Genomic DNA, 16,287 nt, shown 5'->3' with positions numbered 1-16,287 from the left:
TATTTCTGAATCTGGTTGCGCCTACCCGCCCGGCAGGCGACGCTGGGCGCGCTCGGGCCCCGCGTTTTTTTCTGTCCGAGGCGCGATCGAGACGGGTCGGAAGGCTAGCTGTTGCTTATGGGAATTGTTGTCGAGCGGCTCACGAAGCGGTTCGGTCCGAACAAGGTGGTCGATGACGTCTCGTTCGAGATCGAGAGCGGCGCGCTCGTCGCGCTGCTCGGGCCGAGCGGAGGTGGCAAGAGCACCGTCCTGCGCATCATCGCCGGGCTCGAGAGCCCCGACTCCGGCGAGGTCATCCTGAACGGCAAGAACGCGACGATCACCCGCGTCCAGGACCGCAACATCGGCTTCGTCTTCCAGAGCTACGCGCTGTTCAGGCACATGAGCGTGCGCGACAACATCGGCTTCGGCCTCACGATCCGGAAGCGCCCCCGGAAGGAGATCGCGGCCACCGTCGACGAGCTCCTCAGCCTCGTGCAGCTCGACGGGCTCGGCGGCAGGTTCCCGCACGAGCTGTCCGGCGGCCAGCGGCAGCGCGTCGCGCTGGCGCGCGCCCTCGCGCCAGGCTCGTCGCTGCTCCTGCTCGACGAGCCGTTCGGAGCGCTCGACGCCAAGGTGCGCCTCGAGCTGCGCGAGTGGATCCGGCGGCTCCACAAGGAGCGAGGGATCACCAGCGTCTTCGTGACCCACGACCAGGAAGAGGCGATGGACCTCGCCGATCGGGTCATCGTGCTGCACAAGGGGCGGGTCGAGCAGATCGGCACGCCCGAGGAGATCTACGATCGGCCGGCGACCGAGTTCGTGGCGAGCTTCGTGGGCTCGATCAACGTGCTCAAGGGCGAGGTACGCGACGGCCAGGCGGCGCTCGGGACCCTCGCGGTGCACGCGCCCCCAGGGACCGGCGACGGCGCGAGCGTGCGCGCCTTCGTGCGGCCCCACGACATCGAGGTCCACACCCGGATCGACTCCTCGAAGACGCCCGCGGCCGACGACGCCAGCGTCGCGCGCGTCGAGCGGCTATCGCGGGTCGGGTGGATGGTCAAGGCAGAGCTCCGCCTCTCCGATGGCCAGCCGCTCTCCGTCGAGCTGACAAAGGACCGCGTCGCCGAGCTCGGCCTGTCCGAGGGGGACAGGGTGCTTGTAAACCTCCGAGACGCCAAGATCTTCGTGCAAGATTACTCCATCTAGTCCGCCGGCCGGCGCTCCCGTCGGGCCAGCGGCCATCACGGGAGGCGCCACGTGGCTTCAATCTTCGACGACATCGCGGCGACGATCGGGCGCACCCCCCTCGTCCGCCTGAGCTCCGCGGGCAAGGGGCTGCGTGCCGAGCTGATCGGCAAGATCGAGAGCCGGAACCCCGGCGGCAGCGTCAAGGATCGCATCGGCCTCGCCATGGTCGAGGACGCCGAGCGGCAGGGCAAGCTGAAGGCCGGCAGCGTCCTCGTCGAGCCGACGAGCGGCAACACGGGCCTCGCGCTGGCGATGATCTCGGCGGCCAAGGGCTACCGGCTGATCCTCACGATGCCCGAGACGATGAGCCCGGAGCGGATCGCGCTGCTCCGGGCGTTCGGGGTCGACGTGCTGCTGACGCCCGGCTCGCTCATGGTGCAGGCCGTCGCGCGGGCGCGTCAGATCGTGGAGGAGACGCCCGGCGCGGTGATGCTCCAGCAGTTCGAGAACCCGGCGAACCCCGCCGCGCACCGCGTGACGACCGCGCGAGAGATCTGGGAGGACACGGACGGGACGGTCGACGTCGTCGTCGCCGGCGTGGGGACCGGCGGGACGATCACCGGCGTGGGCGAGGTGCTCAAGCAGAAGAAGCCGGGCGTGAAGATGATCGCGGTCGAGCCCAAGAACGCCGCCGTGTTGAGCGGCGGCCGCGTGGGGGCGCACCTTATCCAGGGCATCGGCGCGGGCTTCGTCCCGAAGATCCTCCGGCGCGAGATCATCGACGAGGTGGTGCCGGTGTCCGAGGACGAGTCCTTCGACGCCGCGCGCCGGCTCGCGAAGACCGAGGGGATCCTCGTCGGCATCTCCGGCGGCGCGGCGATGGCGGCGGCGCTGTCGATCGCGGCGCGCGACGAGATGCAGGGCAAGAGGATCGTGGTGATCCTCCCCGACGGCGGGGAGCGGTACGTCACGTCGCCGCTCTTCAAGGAGCTCGTCGGCTGCGCTCGCGCGGCGAGCTCCCGCTGAGACGCCAGGGCAGGCAGCCGCACGTCGGATCGCCCTCGCTTCGCGCGGCGCGCTCTCGGTTCGTCCGTCGGGCTGATCGGGAGAGGGAAGCTTGGATGGCTGAGGAGCCGGACACGAAGGGCGCATGGGAAGCGCCGCGAGCGGTATTGAAATGAGGGGCGCCGTGAGCGGCGCGATCACTCGATGCGGACGGCGACGAGGACCTTCATCCACACGCCTTCGGGCGGGATCGTCTCCGTGAGATCGGCCTGGCCCTCCCAGTCGACGTGCACCGTGTAATCGCCGCTCTCGTCGTCCTTGAAGAAGAATGGCCGGATGTCGTCGTGATAGACGCGCTCCAGCGGGACGATGCGCTCTCCAGCAGGCATCGGCGCCTTCTTGGCGACCAGGGTCGACTTGCCGTCGACGACGGCCGAGGCGGAGATGCTCTTGATGAAGGTGAGGTCAGGCACGTTGCTGTCGCGCGCTTCCAGCCGGATGTACATGAGCTCGGCCCGGTCGACGGAGTTCGGATCCTCCGAAACAGAGAGCTCGCTCCACCCGGAGAAGGTCGACTGCGAGGTGGGCTTGACGAGGAACTTGGTCTCCACCTCGTGCTCGCCGACGACCGAGGCACAGGCGCTCGCGCCGAGCGAGAGCGCCAGGGTGAGCGCCGCGCCGCTGCGCGCGGGAAGGCAGAGCGAAGCGAGCCCACGGCGACAAGTCCGGATAAGCATGCTCATTCGTGAAACATAGCATGGCGACGTCCGATCGACGCGCGGGGCGCGGCCGGCTATCGTCGTCCGCCGAGGGCGACGAGATGGCGGCGGAATCAGGCGCGGGTATTGACGGCGGGCAGGGCGCGGCGCCCGCCTCCTTCGAGGCGAGGCTCGAGCTCGCCCAGCGGACGAGCGCACGGCTGCGAGAGGCGATCGGGCACGCCGTGGTCGGGCAGGACGAGGTCATCGAGCAGACGCTCTGGGGGATCCTCGCGGGAGGCCACGTCCTCCTCGAGGGGGCGCCCGGGCTGGGCAAGACGCTCCTCGTCAGGACCATCGCCGGGTGCCTGGATCTCGCGTTCTCGCGCATCCAGTTCACCCCGGACCTCATGCCGAGCGACGTGACCGGCACGAACGTGCTCGTCGCGGCGGCCGACGGATCGCGCCACTTCTCGCTGCACAAGGGGCCGATCTTCGGGCAGGTGATCCTGGCCGACGAGATCAACCGGGCGACGCCGAAGACGCAGAGCGCGCTGCTCGAGGCCATGCAGGAGCACGCGTGCACCATCGCGGGCACGCGGTACGCCATGGAGGAGCCGTTCTTCGTGCTGGCCACCGAGAACCCGATCGAGATGGAGGGGACCTACCCGCTGCCGGAGGCGCAGCTCGATCGGTTCCTGCTCAAGGTGCTCGTGCCGAGCCCCACCGAGGACGAGCTGACCGAGATCCTCGCCCGGACCACGGGCCATGATCGCGGGCCGCCGCCGCGGGTGCTCACCCGCGACGAGGTGCTCTCGCTGCGGTCGCTCTGCCGCGACGTCGCGGTCGCCGAGCCCGTCATGCGGTACGCGTCGCGGCTCACGCGGGCGAGCGATCCTGCCGCCGAGGGGGCGCCCGAGATCGTGCGGAGGTCGCTCCGTTTCGGCGCCGGCGTGCGCGGCGCGCAGTCGCTGGTGCTGGCCGCGAAGGCCGTGGCGCTGCTCCAGGGCAGGGCGCACGTCGCCTTCGCCGACGTGCAGCGGGTCGCGAGGCCGGTGCTCCGCCACCGGATGATCCGGTCCTTCGAGGGCGAGGCGGAGGGCATCACGACGGATCAGGTGATCTCGGCGCTGCTCTCCGCGATCGAGGCGCGGCCCGAGGCCGTGGCGCAGGCGATCCGGCGATGAGGCGCGGCGATGACGTGCAGCAGCGGGCGCTCCGGATCGGGTCGCTGTCGCTGACGAGCGGCGCGAAGGGCCTCGCGGGGGCGGCGTGGCTCGCGGCGCTCTCCTCGGCGGGGCCCGCGTCCGCGCAGGCGCCGCTCCCGTCGACCGCGCCGGAGCTCGTCGTCGACGCGGCGCCCGTGCTCGGGACGAGCGGCGGCATGCCCTGGGGATGGAACCAGATCGTCGTCCGCATCAAGAACAACGGCGGCAGGGCGGCCAGAGGCGAGGTCGAGATCGAGTCGAAGCGCTACTCCGATCAGCGCGTCTTCGTCGCGTCGGCGCCGTACGCCGTCGGGGCGGGCGCGTCGGTCGACGTGCGCGTGCCGGTGAACGTGGCGCCCTTCGGCGACGTGCAGGTGCGGGCGCTCGATGAGCGCGGAGCGCCCGTGTACGCGCAGGCGCTGTCGTCGACCTCGCAGCACGCGGTGATGCTGTTCGACGTCAGCGAGAGATCGCTCCTCCGCGGGGGCCTCCACGACGCGCCGGTCGCGCCGCTGTACATATCGCCCGGCCGCTCGCCCGGGGGATCGCCGAACCCCGTCCTGTGGGTCGGGCAACCGCGCTTCGACAGCGCGACCGGCGACCCGCTGCTGCCCGACAGGGCGGCCCTGTACAGCGGGGCGGACGCCGTGCTCATGCGCACCGACACGCTGTCCAGGCTGAGCGGCGCCGAGCTCGAGGCGCTCGCCGGCTACGTGCTCTCCGGCGGCACGCTGGCGCTGTCCGTCGCGCGCCCCGAGGATCTGCGGCACCCGACGCTCGCGGCGTTCGTCGGCGGTGAGGTCGCGCGGGCGGGCGTCGCGCCGCGCACCCTCGAGGAGATCGTGCCGCCCGGCGTCTCCGGCGGCTTGGGCAAGCAGGGCAACGTGCTCGCGCCCGCGCCGAGCGCGAGCCCCGCGGTGGCCGAGACGCTCTCCGGCTGGTCGGGCGGCAACCTGCGCGGGAGCCCGTACGGCAGCTCGGCGTTCTACGGCCTCGGCGAGGTGCACCTGCTCGCGTTCGACCCGACGCGCTCACCCGCGGCCAGCGACCCGTGGGTGAAGATCCGCGTGGCCGATCTCGCTCGCCGCGCCTACGACCGCCGCTCCACGGTCGCCTTCCGCCCGGGGGAGGAGGCGATGGGCGTCGACCTCGATCCGGTGCGGCGGGAGCTCGATCCGAACGAGAGCTCGCGCTGGGCGATCGGGGTCTCCGCGATGCTGCTCTGCATTTATGCGGTGCTCGCCGGTCCGATCAACTTCGCGCGCGCCGCGCGGCAGGGCAGGCCGCTCCGCGCGCTCCGGCACCTGCCGGTGTATGCCGCGGTCACGTTTGCCGTGATCGTCGGCGTGGGCATGCTCGCGAAGGGCGTGCGCGGCAGGGCGCGCCACCTCACGCTGATCGAGGCGGGTGCAGGCATGACGAAGGGGGCGGCGCGCCGGTTCCGGGGCTTCTTCGTCTCCAGCGCGGAGGAGCTCACGGTCCGCACGACCGACGCGAGCGGGGTCATCAGCACGTCGGTGGTCGCCGAGCTCTCGGAGCGGCGCGACCGGCTGCTCGTGGACCGCGACGGGGCCCGGCTGACGAAGGTCGCGGCGCTCCCCTGGCAGACGGTGATCGTGCGCGAGGACGGGGCCGCGTCGCTCGGGGACGGCATCGCGATCGTCGCCGATCCGAGCGGCGACGTCGTCGTGAGCAACCGGAGCGGCCGCGATCTCCGCGGCGGCATCCTGTGGCTGCCGGAGGGCTCGGCCCGCTACTTCGCCCGCATCGGGGACGGGGAGAGGGTCTCGTCGCGCGCGGGGGTCGATCTCGCGGCGCAGAGCGGGGGACAGGGCTGGCTCTCGCACGTGGGCTTCGGGCGGCGGGTCGGCGGCATCGACGTCCACGACCTCGGCGGGAGCCTGCTCGCTCCGCTCCTCGATCCCGACGCCCCGGGGCTCGGCGCCGCGTGGCTGGCCATCGAGGAGGCCGCCGGCGGATCGGTCGACTGGTTCCCGGCCGGCGTGCCCGTGCTGTTCGGCCAGCTCGACGGCGGCGAGGGGCGCGCGCGCGACTCGGGGCTGCGGATCGAGAGCGACCGCGTGCTCGTGCGGGTCGTGGGCTACGGAGGCCGGCCGTGAGCGCGGCGACCGGCGACGCTCCGCCCTCCGGCGCGCAGCTCGAGCGGCCTCGGCCGACGATCCGCGTCCGGCACCTCTCGCACCGCTTCGGCTCGCTCGACGTGCTGAAGGACGTCACGTTCGACGTGGGCCCTGGCGAGATCTTCGGCTTCATCGGGCCGAACGGCGCGGGCAAGACGACGACGATCCGGGTTATGGCGACCCTGCTCGAGCCCATGGCAGGGCGGGTCGAGATCGACGGGGTCGACGTGACGATCGACCCGGCGGCCGTCCGCCGCAGCATCGGGTACATGCCGGATCACGCCGGCGTCTACGACCGGATCACGGTGCGCGAGTACCTCGAGTTCTTCGCGGACGCCTTCCGGGTGCCGTCGCTCGACGTGGTCGACGCCGTCCTGGAGCTGACCGATCTCGGCAAGATCCAGGACCGGATCGTCGCGACGATGTCGAAGGGGATGAAGCAGCGCCTCCAGCTCGGGAGGATCCTGCTGCACGATCCGAAGGTGCTCATCCTGGACGAGCCGGCGAGCGATCTCGATCCGCGCGCGCGCATCGAGATCCGCGATCTCTTGCTCGAGCTCCGGAGCCTGGGGAAGACGATCTTCCTCTCGTCGCACATCCTCACGGAGCTCTCCGACGTGTGCACGTCGATCGGCATCCTCGAGAAGGGCCGCCTCGTCGTCGCGGGGCCGATCGGCGAGATCGCCGCGCGCCTCGAGGCGCTGCGCGCCGCGCAGGCGCACGGGCACGCGCCGCCGCGTTACGCCGCCGTGCCGGGCGCGTACGCGGCGCAGGCGCACGGGCACGCGCCGCCGCCGCACGGGCTCGAGGCGGCGCCGCCAGCCGGCGCGCCGGGGGATCCGGCCGCCGTCGATCGCCCTCGGGCCGGCGGTCCGGCGCCCGGATTCGGGCCGCACGCGGTCACGCCGGAGCACGCCGCCGGGCCGGCGGCCTATCCTGCGCTCTCGCAGATCTCCCGGCGCAAGGTCAAGGTGCGGGTCCTCGGCGATCCCGAGGCAGCGGCCTTGCTGGTCAGGGGCGGGCCGGGGATCGCCGACGTCGAGATCGTCGCGGGGGCCGTGCACGTCGGTTACGTCGGCACGGACGTGAAGATCGCCGAGATCGTCCAGCACCTCGTGCGCAGCGGCGTCGGCGTGATCGGGGTCGAGCCGGAGCGCAACGAGCTCGAGCGGATCTTCCTGGAGGTCACGCAAGGAGAGGTGCAGTGAGCGTGCAGACTGGCACATCGCCGCCCGCCGGTCCGGCGTCGCAGCGGCTCGTCGATCGGGCGCGGCATCGAGTGGGGCGTCTCCTTGGCGAGCCGAACCCGATCTGGATCCGCGAGCTCAAGCAGGCGGCGCGCCTCGCCCGCACGCCGATCATCCTGCTCGTGCTGGCGGTGCTGACCGCGCTGCTCGTGGCCGCCATCGGCGGCATCGCGGCGAGGGAGATCGCGCCAGCGAAGACGGGCGTGATCCTGTTCCAGGTCTTCTTCTCGCTCGCGTACTTCGTGGTGGCGCTGGTCGGGCCCGCGGTCGCCGCGAACAGCATCGCGTCGGAGCGCGAAGGGCGCACCTGGGAGGCGGTGCTCCTGACGGGCATCCCGCCCGGCGAGATCGCGCGAGGCAAGTTCCTCGCCGCTTACACGGCGATCTCGATGTACGTGGTGATGCTCGCGCCGGTCGGGGCGCTGCCGTTCCTGTTCGGCGGGATCACCGCGATGGAGGTGGTGATCGCCTTCCTGTTCCTCTTCCTGATCGCGCTTCTCAGCGTGGCCTTCGGCCTCGCGATCAGCTCGAAGATGGCGAGCCTGCGCGCGGCGATCCTCGTCACGTTGCTGCTCGCGTTCCCGCTGTCGATCAGCCTGTTCGCGGCGGGGGGCTCGGGGCTCTCGTACGCGGCCCACCTGGCCTGGCCGGAGGTGCCCGAAGGGCCGCCCATCTGGCTCCCGATCGCCTACCAGCGCGCGCCTCTCGGCCTCGATTACGTCCTCTTCCTGGTCGTCCTGCCGGTCGCGGCGGTCGTCATGCCCGCGTTGTTCCTGTACCAGGTGACCGTCGCGAACCTCACGAGCGAGAGCGACGATCGCTCCTCCGGCCTGAAGACGTGGTTCGCGGTCTGCGCGCCGGTGACGACCGTCGCGGTCACGGTGCCGGCGCTCTCGGTGGACCCATCCGACCGCGTGCCCGCGATCGTCGCGGGCATCTGCGTGGCGCTCTCGTTTCTGGTCTTCTGCGTGTTCCTCTTCGCCGGCGAGCCGATCGGCCCGTCGCGCCGTGTCGAGGTGCACTGGGCCCGGAGCCGCGCCAGCCGGCTGCGTCGCTTCTTCGGCCCCGGCGTGATGCGCTCGGCGTACCTGCTCCTCGCGGCGGGGGTCCCCGCCATCGCCGCGCTCTGGGTCGTCGGGCACCGGCTGAGCCTCGGCGTGTCCGTGGCGACGCCGGAGATCCACGCGCAGCAGATCCAGCACGTCGCCGTCTACGCGCTGGCCGTCCACGTGTTCCTCGTCGGGCTCGGCGCGTTCCTTCGCGCGCGGATCGCCTCGCCCCTTGTCGCGCGGGCGCTGCTCCTGACGCTGCTCTTCACGATCGCGGTCGGCCCATGGATCGTCGCCGCCATCGCCGGCCTCGTCGCGGAGCTCGACACGAGCGAGAGCGCCCTCCTCGTCGCGGCCCCCTCGCCGTTCTATGCGTTCGTGATGCTCTCCAAGGCCGAGCAGGGCGATTCGGGGGCCGTCATGGCGGCCGGGTACATGGCTGTCGCCGGCTGGGTCGCCGTCGGGCTCGGCCTGCTCGCCGCGGCGCGCTCGCGCTGCGCCGTCGTCCTCTCGCAGCGCGAGGCCGCGTTCGCCGAGACGGACGCGCTCCTCGCCCGGGAAGACGAGGCAGCGCTCGCGGCCGAACAGGCAGCGCCGCCGCACGCGGTCACGCCGGAGCACGCAGAGCCAGCGAGCGCCGCCGACCCCCGCGCCTGAGCCGAGGTCGCGGTCGCGGCGCGCTCAGAAATCGTACGTGTACCTATCTTTGTGTGGAAATTTGGATCGCGACTGGGGAATGCATCAGGATGCGCCTGCGCGCGGATCTGCCGAAATCTTGAGCGCTCCGTGAGGAGCGTGTGACAAGAGCGCTCGCGCGCTCGAGGTCCGGGAGCGAGAGGGGATCTCGATTCCTCGCGTCGTGTGACGACGGCGGCACCACCTCGACCCGCAGGGGATGGCCTTGCCTTCGCACGAAGACTGCCGATGCGCGGCGCCTGAGCTGAGCGACACCTTGCTGGACGGAACGCCGTACCGGCCCGTGCGCCGGCTCGGGCGAGGGGGGATGGGCGAGGTGATCGAGGCCGCGCACGTGGGCCTCGACAAGCCCGTGGTGGTGAAGCTCTTGCACCGTGACCTGAACCGCGAGCCGCGGCTCGTGGAGCGGATGCGCGTCGAGGCGCAATCGCTGGCGCGGCTCGCGCACCCCAACCTGGTGACCGTCACCGACTTCGGGCGGACGGCCGAGGGGCGGACGTTCCTCGTCATGGAGCGGCTCTACGGCCGGACGATGCGCGAGGAGCTCGCGGCGCGCGGCGCGCTGCCGGCGATGGAGGCGCTCGACCTCGTGGCGCAGACGCTCGCGGGCCTCGCCGCGGCGCACGGCGCGGGCATCGTCCACCGCGACGTGAAGCTGGAGAACCTCTTCGTGTGCGACGCGGACGTGCAGGGGCGGCGCGTTGTGAAGGTGCTCGATTTCGGGATCGCCAAGGTGGTCGCTCCGCGCGGCGATGGGCGCGCGCCGGCGCCGTCGCTCTATCAGACGGAGGAGGGGGTGCTCGTCGGAACGCCGCGCTATCTCTCGCCAGAGCAAGCTTGCGGGCTCGCCGTCGACGCCCGCACCGACGTGTATGCAGCCGGCGTGGTGCTCTACACGTTGCTCGCCGGTCGCGATCCGTTCGAGCACGTGAGGCGTGTGCACGAGCTCGTGCGCGCCCACGCGAGCGAGGTCCCCGTGCCGCCGTCGAGCCACGCGCCGCGGCCGGTGCCGCCGGAGCTCGACCGCGCGGTCATGAGGGCGCTCGAGAAGCACCCGGCGCTCCGTTTCCCGGATGCCGCGGCGTTCGCGGCGGAGCTGTCGCGCATCGCCGCGGGGCTCTCGGGAGGGGCGGACCGTGGGGCCGCCGTGCCGTCGGGGTCGTGCTGGCAGCGCACGGCGCCGCTGACGCTGCCTCCGGTCCGGGCGCCGCTGCTCCCACCGACGTTGAACGCGACCGTGGAGGCGTTCGGCCTCACGGCGCCGGACTCGGCCGCGCAGGCCGCCCCAGGATCCGCGCTTCAGCGCGCCCCGGAGGCGTCCCTGGGCAGGGCGCGGCGCGCGCGGCGGCGGCCGGCGCGCCCCGAGGCCAGCTGGGCGGCCATGGGATTGCTGGTGGTGAGCGTGGTGCTCTTCGGCTTCACCCTGGCGTTGCTGCTGAGCTTCGTGGGCTGACGGGGGCACGACGTCGCCGCCGGGGATGCGAGGAACGTCACCCGGAGCGACGAACCCGCTACCATGCGGGCTGTGGGATGGGAGCGCTGGGCGGGAGGGTTCAGCCTGGGAGGCAGCTCAACCTGGGTGCGGGCAGCAGTGGATGCCGGATGGATGCGAACGATCGAGGTCGTGGCACGCGGGAGGTGCGACAGCGTAGCCTTGGACGACACCCGCAGGTTCCAGTGAAGCAACAAGAAGGTAGCCAGGATCGAATTTGCGAGCCGTCGATCCGAGGAGCCGTGCCTCGCGCGCGCTCTTTGTCAGCGACGTCCGCGGCGGTGGAGCCTTCGGGCATCGGGAGCGGACGCCGTAACGCCCGTGACGGTAGCGGTTCCCGGCGCCCGTGCCCTCCATGGCGGGCGCCCTTGCATCGCTCTGGAGGGGGTGGTGACGCTTGGGTGCGTGGTGGTGACGGCTGGGTGGAGTATCTTCGGGGCTATGCCGTGGCCCTGTCCCCGAGCGAGCTCCGAGGTGCCGTGCGCGTGCCAGCGCACGTTCGACGCTGGCCTCCGGCGCCCCCGTGCTTGTCGGAGCGCTGCCATGGCACCCGCCGCGCCGTCTGCAGTGCGGCGGTCGAGGCAGATCTCCTCGGGACCGCGCCCATGACGACGCGGCGTTTGGCACCGAGGGCTCGATGTGCTGCTTCCCACGAGGGGCAGCAGCGCGCCTTTTGCGCGTGGCGAGAGGGGCAGGCATGACCAACAGGAACGCGAACAAGAGCTCGCCAGGGCAGCCGGCGGGTCAGGGCGCCGCGGGTGACGCCGCGCCGCAGCAACCGACGCTGCCGCAGCAGCCGCCGCGCGGATACGACACGCCGAATTTTGCATCGCAAGAGCACCCCTCGCCGACGCAACAGCGGGCGCTCACGCCGGAGCCGCGCCGCAGGCCTGAAGAGGGGAGCGCCGGCCCCGCCGCGCCGCCTCCGGAGCGGGTGGTGCAGTGGGGCGAGCCCAGGCCGAGGCGCCGCCAAGATCGCGAGGCGGGGCCGAGCGACAAGCAGGTGTATGTCCCCCCGGTCACCCTGCCCCCGAACCGAGAGCACCAGGCGATGGATCTGCAGAAGATCCAGGTGGCGCCGTCGCTCTTGAAGGGCGTCGATGAGCGGAACCGGCCGACGATGCGCAGGATCCCCGTGCAGGGGATGCCGGGCGCTCCGCCGGGGATCCCCGATGGACAGAGCGGCGCGCGCCCCGGCGGCGTCCGCGCGGCCCGCGTCGGCGTGGGCAGCGGCGTCTGGCCGCCCCCGGAAGACGAATCGTCCGGGTCGCGCGGCCCGTCGTCTCGGAAGCAGCGGCCGACCGCAGCGGCCGCTCCCCAGCCCGCCGCCGTTTCTCGAGCCGGGCTTCCGCCGACTGCAGCGCGGCACGACTCCGACGCGGTGACCGCCGCCGCCGCCGCCGCGGTGCTTGCGGCGCGCCGCCGCCGGGCCCCGCTGGCGCTCTTCGCGCTGCTCGTGTTTCTGGGGAGCGCGACGGTCGCGGGCTTCTGGGTGTTATGGCGCGCCGCCAATCCGACGGGCGATCAGGACTCGGCGCTGGCCGAGGGGGGCCGCGTTCCCACGCCCGAGCCCACACGCATCGCGACGTCCACGCCGAGCGCGCAGCCCGAGCACCCGCCTCCGGCGGCGATCGAGCCGCCGCCCACCGCGGAGCGCCCGGTCGTCCCCGACGTCACCGACGTTCCGATGGCGCCGCCGATGGCGCCGCCGGGCTCGCCGCCCGCACACTCCGCGGCCATCGCCGCTTCCCGTCCGTCTCCGGCGCGTCCTGCTGCGCCGGTAAGGCGCCCCCCCAGGCCTCTGACCACGCCGGACGACGTCTACGACTTGTCCGTGAGCCCTCCGAGCCCACCACCGGTCCTGCCATCCGCGCCCTCCGCGTCGCCCACAACGCCCCCGGGGACGACCGCTCCCCCGCGTCCGTTCCCCTGAGGCGCGTCGCCTCTCCGGATTGCAATCCTCCCGGCAGCCATCATGCGAAAGCCATTCTTGAAATACCCGTCTCTACTCCTCCTGAGCGCGGCGGTTCTCCTGGGGCCGAGCGCCGCGCTCGCGGCCGGCGAGGCTCGGCTGATGCCCACCTCGCCGACCGACGCGGTGCCCGCGACCTCGCGCGCGGGCGAGCGCGCCGCGCAGCTCTACCGGGAGGGGAACAGGTTCTACGATGAGGCGCGGTTCGCCGAAGCTGAGGCGCGTTATCAGGCGGCGTGGGATCTCCAGCAGAGCTTTGACGTGGCCGGCAATCTCGGGAACGTCGAGCTGGAGGTGAACCAGCCCCGCGAGGCGGCCGAGCATCTCCTGTACGCGCTCAATACCTTTCCGCTCGGCGAGAAGGCCGAGAAGAAGAGCTTCTTGCAGAAGCGGCTCGCCGTCGCCAAGTCGCAGGTCGGCGCGCTTCGCATCAGCGTGAACGTCGACGACGCCGAGGTGCTCATCGACGGCAAGCTCGTCGGGCGTTCGCCCCTCGACGCCCAGGTGTTCGTCGATCCTGGCAAGCGCACGATCGAGGCGCGCCGCGCCGGCGCCAGGACGTCGACGTCGCTGCTCGTGGCGAGGGGCTCGGACCAGAGCATCGCCCTGAGCCTCGATTCGGGCCCGAACATTCCGCTGGTGGTCGCTGGCGGAGCGGTCGGGCTGCTCGGGCTCGCGTCGGGCGTGACCTTCGCGATCCTCTCCACGGCGAAGGGCGAGTCCGCCGCGACGGAGCCGTTCGGCGCGCGGCGCGCCGACCTGCGCGACGCCCAGACCACGCTCGCGAACGTCTCGTTCTGGAGCTTCCTCGGCGGCGGCGTGGTGCTCGCGGGGACGGCCTTGTACGCGTTCACCACGTCGAGCCGCGCGCCGAGCGCGAAGGCCGGGCTCCCCCGGCTGTACGCCGCGCCCATCGTGGGCGCGGAGGCGAACGGCGTGTTGATCGGCGCGAGCTTCTAGCCTGGAGAGCGCTGCGCGCCTTCTCCCCCGGACTCAGCGTGGCTGGAAATAGCGGCCCACCTGCTCGCGGTACTCTTCGGGGACATCGCTGCGATCGACGCCGCCGACCTCCTCGGGACCCACGGCACCGAGCGCGCCCTCGCCTCGCACGTTGGCGGTGTCTCCGGCGCGCCCTGCTGCTCGGCCCGTCACGATCCCCGGCATCGGCCTGCCGTGGTTGAGCCTCGCGCTGGCGCGTGAGCGCAGCTCACCGCCGGCGATCGCGCCGGTCTGGCCTTCGTGGCTGCCCTGTCCGCCGCCCTCGGAGTGACCTGGCTTCGCGGTCTCCTGTTTGCCGGTGTCGCCCCCCGACGGGCCCTGCTGCCCGCCCTGTCCGCGCCCTTGGCCGCCCGACGCCGGGTGGCCTGATCCGCCCGCGATCGGTACGGGGAGCGGCGCCCCCCCGAGCTGCCCCTCGGCCTCGCCCGCCCCGCGTTGCGCGTCGTCGAGCGCTCGTTGGCGCTTCGACTCCTCGCTGCTCGGGCCCCCCTCCTGCGCCATCCGGCGCAGCTGTTCCTCGAGCTGTCGCTGCCCCTCGGGCGCCTCGATCTGCCGTGCGAGCTCGCGCATCTGCTCCTTCGACATGGGCTCCCCGAGCGCGCCTTCGGGGGACTGCGCCGTCCGCTGCTTCAAGCGGTCGGCGAGCCGCTTGCGCTCCTCGGGGCTCAGCGTCTCGAGCGCCTTCTCGAGGCTCCCGGCGAGCCGCCGCGCGTCGCGGCCGCTCCCGGTCCTGCCGAGCTCGCGGAGCGCGTCGCGCCCCTCGTCGTCGAGCGCGTCGCCGAGCGCCTCCGCCAGCTCTTTCAGCGCGTCGGAGCGCTCGCCGCGCTGATCCAGCAGCTTGCGCTGCTCCTCGAGCGCCTTCGCCACGCCGGGCGCGCCGGCCCTCTTGGCGGCTTCGGCAGCGTCCTCGAGCACCTTCCTGGCCCGCTCGCGATCGCCCTGTTCGAGCTTGTTAGCGATCCGCTCCATCTCCTCGTCGAACGCCACGAGATCGCGATCGCCGAGCGCCTTCGCAGCCTGCTTCAGCTGAGGGTCCTCTCCCAGCTTGCCGATCGCCGCCTCCATCCCGTGACGCTGCTCGCCCTCGCCGAGCGATAGCCGCTCGGCCGTGATGGCGTCGCGGAGCCTGCCGATCTCCGCCTGCGCTTCGCGGCGCTCGACGCCGTTCCTCAGCTTTTCGCGGAGCTTCTTCGCGTCGTCTGCGAGCCTCTTCAGCCGCTCCTGCTGCGCCGCGTCCCGAGCGTCGATCTCGGCCAGCTGGACCACCCGTTCCAGCCCGGCGATCTCGGCGAGGCGCACTTGCTCGGCCCCGGGCGGGGGCGCCGCTGCCGCGGGCGCGGGTGGCAGCGGCAGCCAGCTGAGATAGCCGATGGCCGCTGCCGCGAGGGGCGCTCCGGCGTGCCAGCGCCGCCACAGGGGCGCGCGGACCTGCCGGGCGGTCGCGGCGTCGAGGGCCGCCGCCGCGTGGGCGAAGACCACTTCATGGGCTGAAGATGGGCTGGCCCGGGGCGCGCCGTTCGCCGCGTCGTCGGATGCTGCGAGCTCGACGGCCGTAGAGACCGACTCGGCGGAGCCGAGCTTGCCGTCGAGGAACAACGCGACGTTCGGGTCCGACCACTGGCGCCGGCGCGCCGCCGCCGCGCCAGCCACGGCGCCGAGCAGGCCGCCAGCGGCCATCCAGGGGCGCAGCGCGCCGTGCCGCATGTGCCAGGCGGCCGCCGCGCCCGCCGCGCCGAGCACCATCCCAGCGGCCGTGCCGGTGAGCACCAGATCGAGCGCGAGCCGCCGCCGGACGCGGCGAGCCCACCTAGCGAACGCGGCGCTGAACCTCCGCCGGGGAGACGCATCCACCATGGATCGAGGTGTACCTGCGGGCAGACGCGCCGGCCAGCGCCGCCTCAGGGCGCACCGTCAAGCCTTATTGCGGCAGCCCGTGCCGGACCGCGCGCCCTGTGCGAGCGCCTCGCGCGCTGTCGGGGCGACCTGTCGGGCGGCGTCGGGTGCCTTGGGCCACGGCGTGCCGCCGAGGAGCTGCCCTTGGACATATCGCGCGCCCGCCCCTCACCGGACGAAGCACCATTTCAGGTGGAATGACGCGAACTCGAGGCGCGCCGGGACAATGTCCTGGGCAGCACCGAGCAAGTTCAGGCGACAGTCAGCGAAAGAAAACGTGCATTCGTGCGAGTCCTGCGGCGATGTCCGGAGCGTCGCGGGGCAAGAGCCATAGAAAAGCTCATCGCCGACGTACATTGTCATGTTCACGACAGCAGCGTCGCCGCCCTTGCGCTTGCTGCCGAGCAGCTGGAGATTGAGGTAGTAGAAGCCCCTCCGGTCCTTCGACTGATCCACCAGCTCCAGATTGGTTTCGCCATTGATGCGGGAGCAGTCAACGTCCCAGCTGTTATCGAATCTGGAGACAGGCAGCTTGCCGCTATCGCCCGTGTCAAGCGCCAAGCTCTCCCCGTTCACGTTCATGACCGCCATGCCGTACGCTTCAGGAATTTCCGGGCTAGTAACGCACCCGAACGGCGAAAGCGACAGCACGAGGCCTTGGGCGAGGAGGGGTCGGTGCATGGGAGTTCTCCAGCAGCATGGCGGGCGAGAGTATCG

The 16,287-nt window shown here is 72.2% G+C and carries 12 protein-coding genes; 9 read left to right on the top strand and 3 right to left on the bottom strand.

Going from position 1 to position 16,287, the window contains the following annotated elements; genetic code table 11:
* Window positions 1-117 precede the first annotated feature (117 nt).
* Window positions 118-1,188, top strand: coding sequence for a sulfate/molybdate ABC transporter ATP-binding protein (locus WME90_RS38610; protein WP_437277080.1), 1,071 nt, complete (start codon window positions 118-120; stop codon window positions 1,186-1,188).
* Window positions 1,189-1,239: 51 nt separating this feature from the next.
* Complete coding sequence (cysK, locus tag WME90_RS38605) at window positions 1,240-2,196, top strand: cysteine synthase A (protein WP_437277079.1); 957 nt, start codon at window positions 1,240-1,242, stop codon at window positions 2,194-2,196.
* Window positions 2,197-2,372: 176 nt separating this feature from the next.
* Here the strand turns inward: cysK and WME90_RS38600 are convergent, their stop codons facing one another.
* Window positions 2,373-2,918: a hypothetical protein gene (locus tag WME90_RS38600; RefSeq protein ID WP_437277078.1), complete on the bottom strand. Its 546-nt coding sequence runs from the start codon at window positions 2,916-2,918 to the stop codon at window positions 2,373-2,375.
* A 77-nt stretch (window positions 2,919-2,995) separates the two neighbouring features.
* On the opposite strand from WME90_RS38600, the gene WME90_RS38595 reads away from it, so the two are divergent.
* From WME90_RS38595 to WME90_RS38565, 7 genes are all read left to right on the top strand, one after another.
* On the top strand, window positions 2,996-4,060 hold the full coding sequence (locus tag WME90_RS38595) for an AAA family ATPase (protein ID WP_437283720.1): 1,065 nt from the start codon (window positions 2,996-2,998) through the stop codon (window positions 4,058-4,060).
* Window positions 4,057-6,201, top strand: coding sequence for a hypothetical protein (locus WME90_RS38590; protein ID WP_437277077.1), 2,145 nt, complete (start codon window positions 4,057-4,059; stop codon window positions 6,199-6,201). Before WME90_RS38595 ends, WME90_RS38590 begins: the two co-directional genes overlap by 4 nt.
* A complete protein-coding gene (locus WME90_RS38585) occupies window positions 6,198-7,430 on the top strand; it encodes an ATP-binding cassette domain-containing protein (protein ID WP_437277076.1) in 1,233 nt (410 codons plus the stop codon). Before WME90_RS38590 ends, WME90_RS38585 begins: the two co-directional genes overlap by 4 nt.
* A complete protein-coding gene (locus WME90_RS38580) occupies window positions 7,427-9,175 on the top strand; it encodes an ABC transporter permease (protein ID WP_437277075.1) in 1,749 nt (582 codons plus the stop codon). The genes WME90_RS38585 and WME90_RS38580 overlap by 4 nt, the downstream gene beginning before the upstream one ends.
* Window positions 9,176-9,470: 295 nt before the next feature.
* Window positions 9,471-10,667 carry a serine/threonine-protein kinase gene (locus WME90_RS38575; protein ID WP_437277074.1) on the top strand — a complete coding sequence of 399 codons (1,197 nt, stop codon included), beginning with the start codon at window positions 9,471-9,473 and terminating at the stop codon, window positions 10,665-10,667.
* Between the two features lie 736 nt (window positions 10,668-11,403).
* On the top strand, window positions 11,404-12,639 hold the full coding sequence (locus WME90_RS38570; RefSeq protein ID WP_437277073.1) for a hypothetical protein: 1,236 nt from the start codon (window positions 11,404-11,406) through the stop codon (window positions 12,637-12,639).
* A 42-nt stretch (window positions 12,640-12,681) separates the two neighbouring features.
* Window positions 12,682-13,638, top strand: a complete 957-nt coding sequence (locus WME90_RS38565; RefSeq protein WP_437277072.1) for a hypothetical protein — start codon at window positions 12,682-12,684, stop codon at window positions 13,636-13,638.
* A 33-nt stretch (window positions 13,639-13,671) separates the two neighbouring features.
* Here WME90_RS38565 and WME90_RS38560 read toward each other — a convergent pair whose 3' ends face one another.
* Both WME90_RS38560 and WME90_RS38555 read right to left on the bottom strand, forming a co-directional pair.
* Window positions 13,672-15,531 (bottom strand): hypothetical protein, encoded by a 1,860-nt coding sequence (locus WME90_RS38560; RefSeq protein WP_437277071.1) that lies wholly within the window; start codon window positions 15,529-15,531, stop codon window positions 13,672-13,674.
* 207 nt (window positions 15,532-15,738) lie between these two features.
* Window positions 15,739-16,251: a hypothetical protein gene (locus WME90_RS38555; protein WP_437277070.1), complete on the bottom strand. Its 513-nt coding sequence runs from the start codon at window positions 16,249-16,251 to the stop codon at window positions 15,739-15,741.
* Window positions 16,252-16,287 lie beyond the last annotated feature (36 nt).

Source organism: Sorangium sp. So ce375, assembly GCF_051473855.1.
GTDB lineage: Bacteria > Myxococcota_A > Polyangia > Polyangiales > Polyangiaceae > Sorangium.
The sequence above is the reverse complement of the archived record's forward strand: the minus strand, read 5'-3'. Positions and strand labels throughout refer to the sequence as shown.

Excerpts from the sequence above, each read along its gene's own strand:
- WME90_RS38610 (WP_437277080.1), top strand. The coding sequence starts at position 118 with ATGGGAATTGTTGTCGAGCGGCTCACGAAGCGGTTCGGTCCGAACAAG.
- WME90_RS38600 (WP_437277078.1), bottom strand. The coding sequence starts at position 2,918 with ATGAGCATGCTTATCCGGACTTGTCGCCGTGGGCTCGCTTCGCTCTGC.
- WME90_RS38595 (WP_437283720.1), top strand. The coding sequence starts at position 2,996 with ATGGCGGCGGAATCAGGCGCGGGTATTGACGGCGGGCAGGGCGCGGCG.
- WME90_RS38590 (WP_437277077.1), top strand. The coding sequence starts at position 4,057 with ATGAGGCGCGGCGATGACGTGCAGCAGCGGGCGCTCCGGATCGGGTCG.
- WME90_RS38570 (WP_437277073.1), top strand. The coding sequence starts at position 11,404 with ATGACCAACAGGAACGCGAACAAGAGCTCGCCAGGGCAGCCGGCGGGT.
- WME90_RS38565 (WP_437277072.1), top strand. The coding sequence starts at position 12,682 with ATGCGAAAGCCATTCTTGAAATACCCGTCTCTACTCCTCCTGAGCGCG.
- WME90_RS38560 (WP_437277071.1), bottom strand. The coding sequence starts at position 15,531 with ATGGTGGATGCGTCTCCCCGGCGGAGGTTCAGCGCCGCGTTCGCTAGG.
- WME90_RS38555 (WP_437277070.1), bottom strand. The coding sequence starts at position 16,251 with ATGCACCGACCCCTCCTCGCCCAAGGCCTCGTGCTGTCGCTTTCGCCG.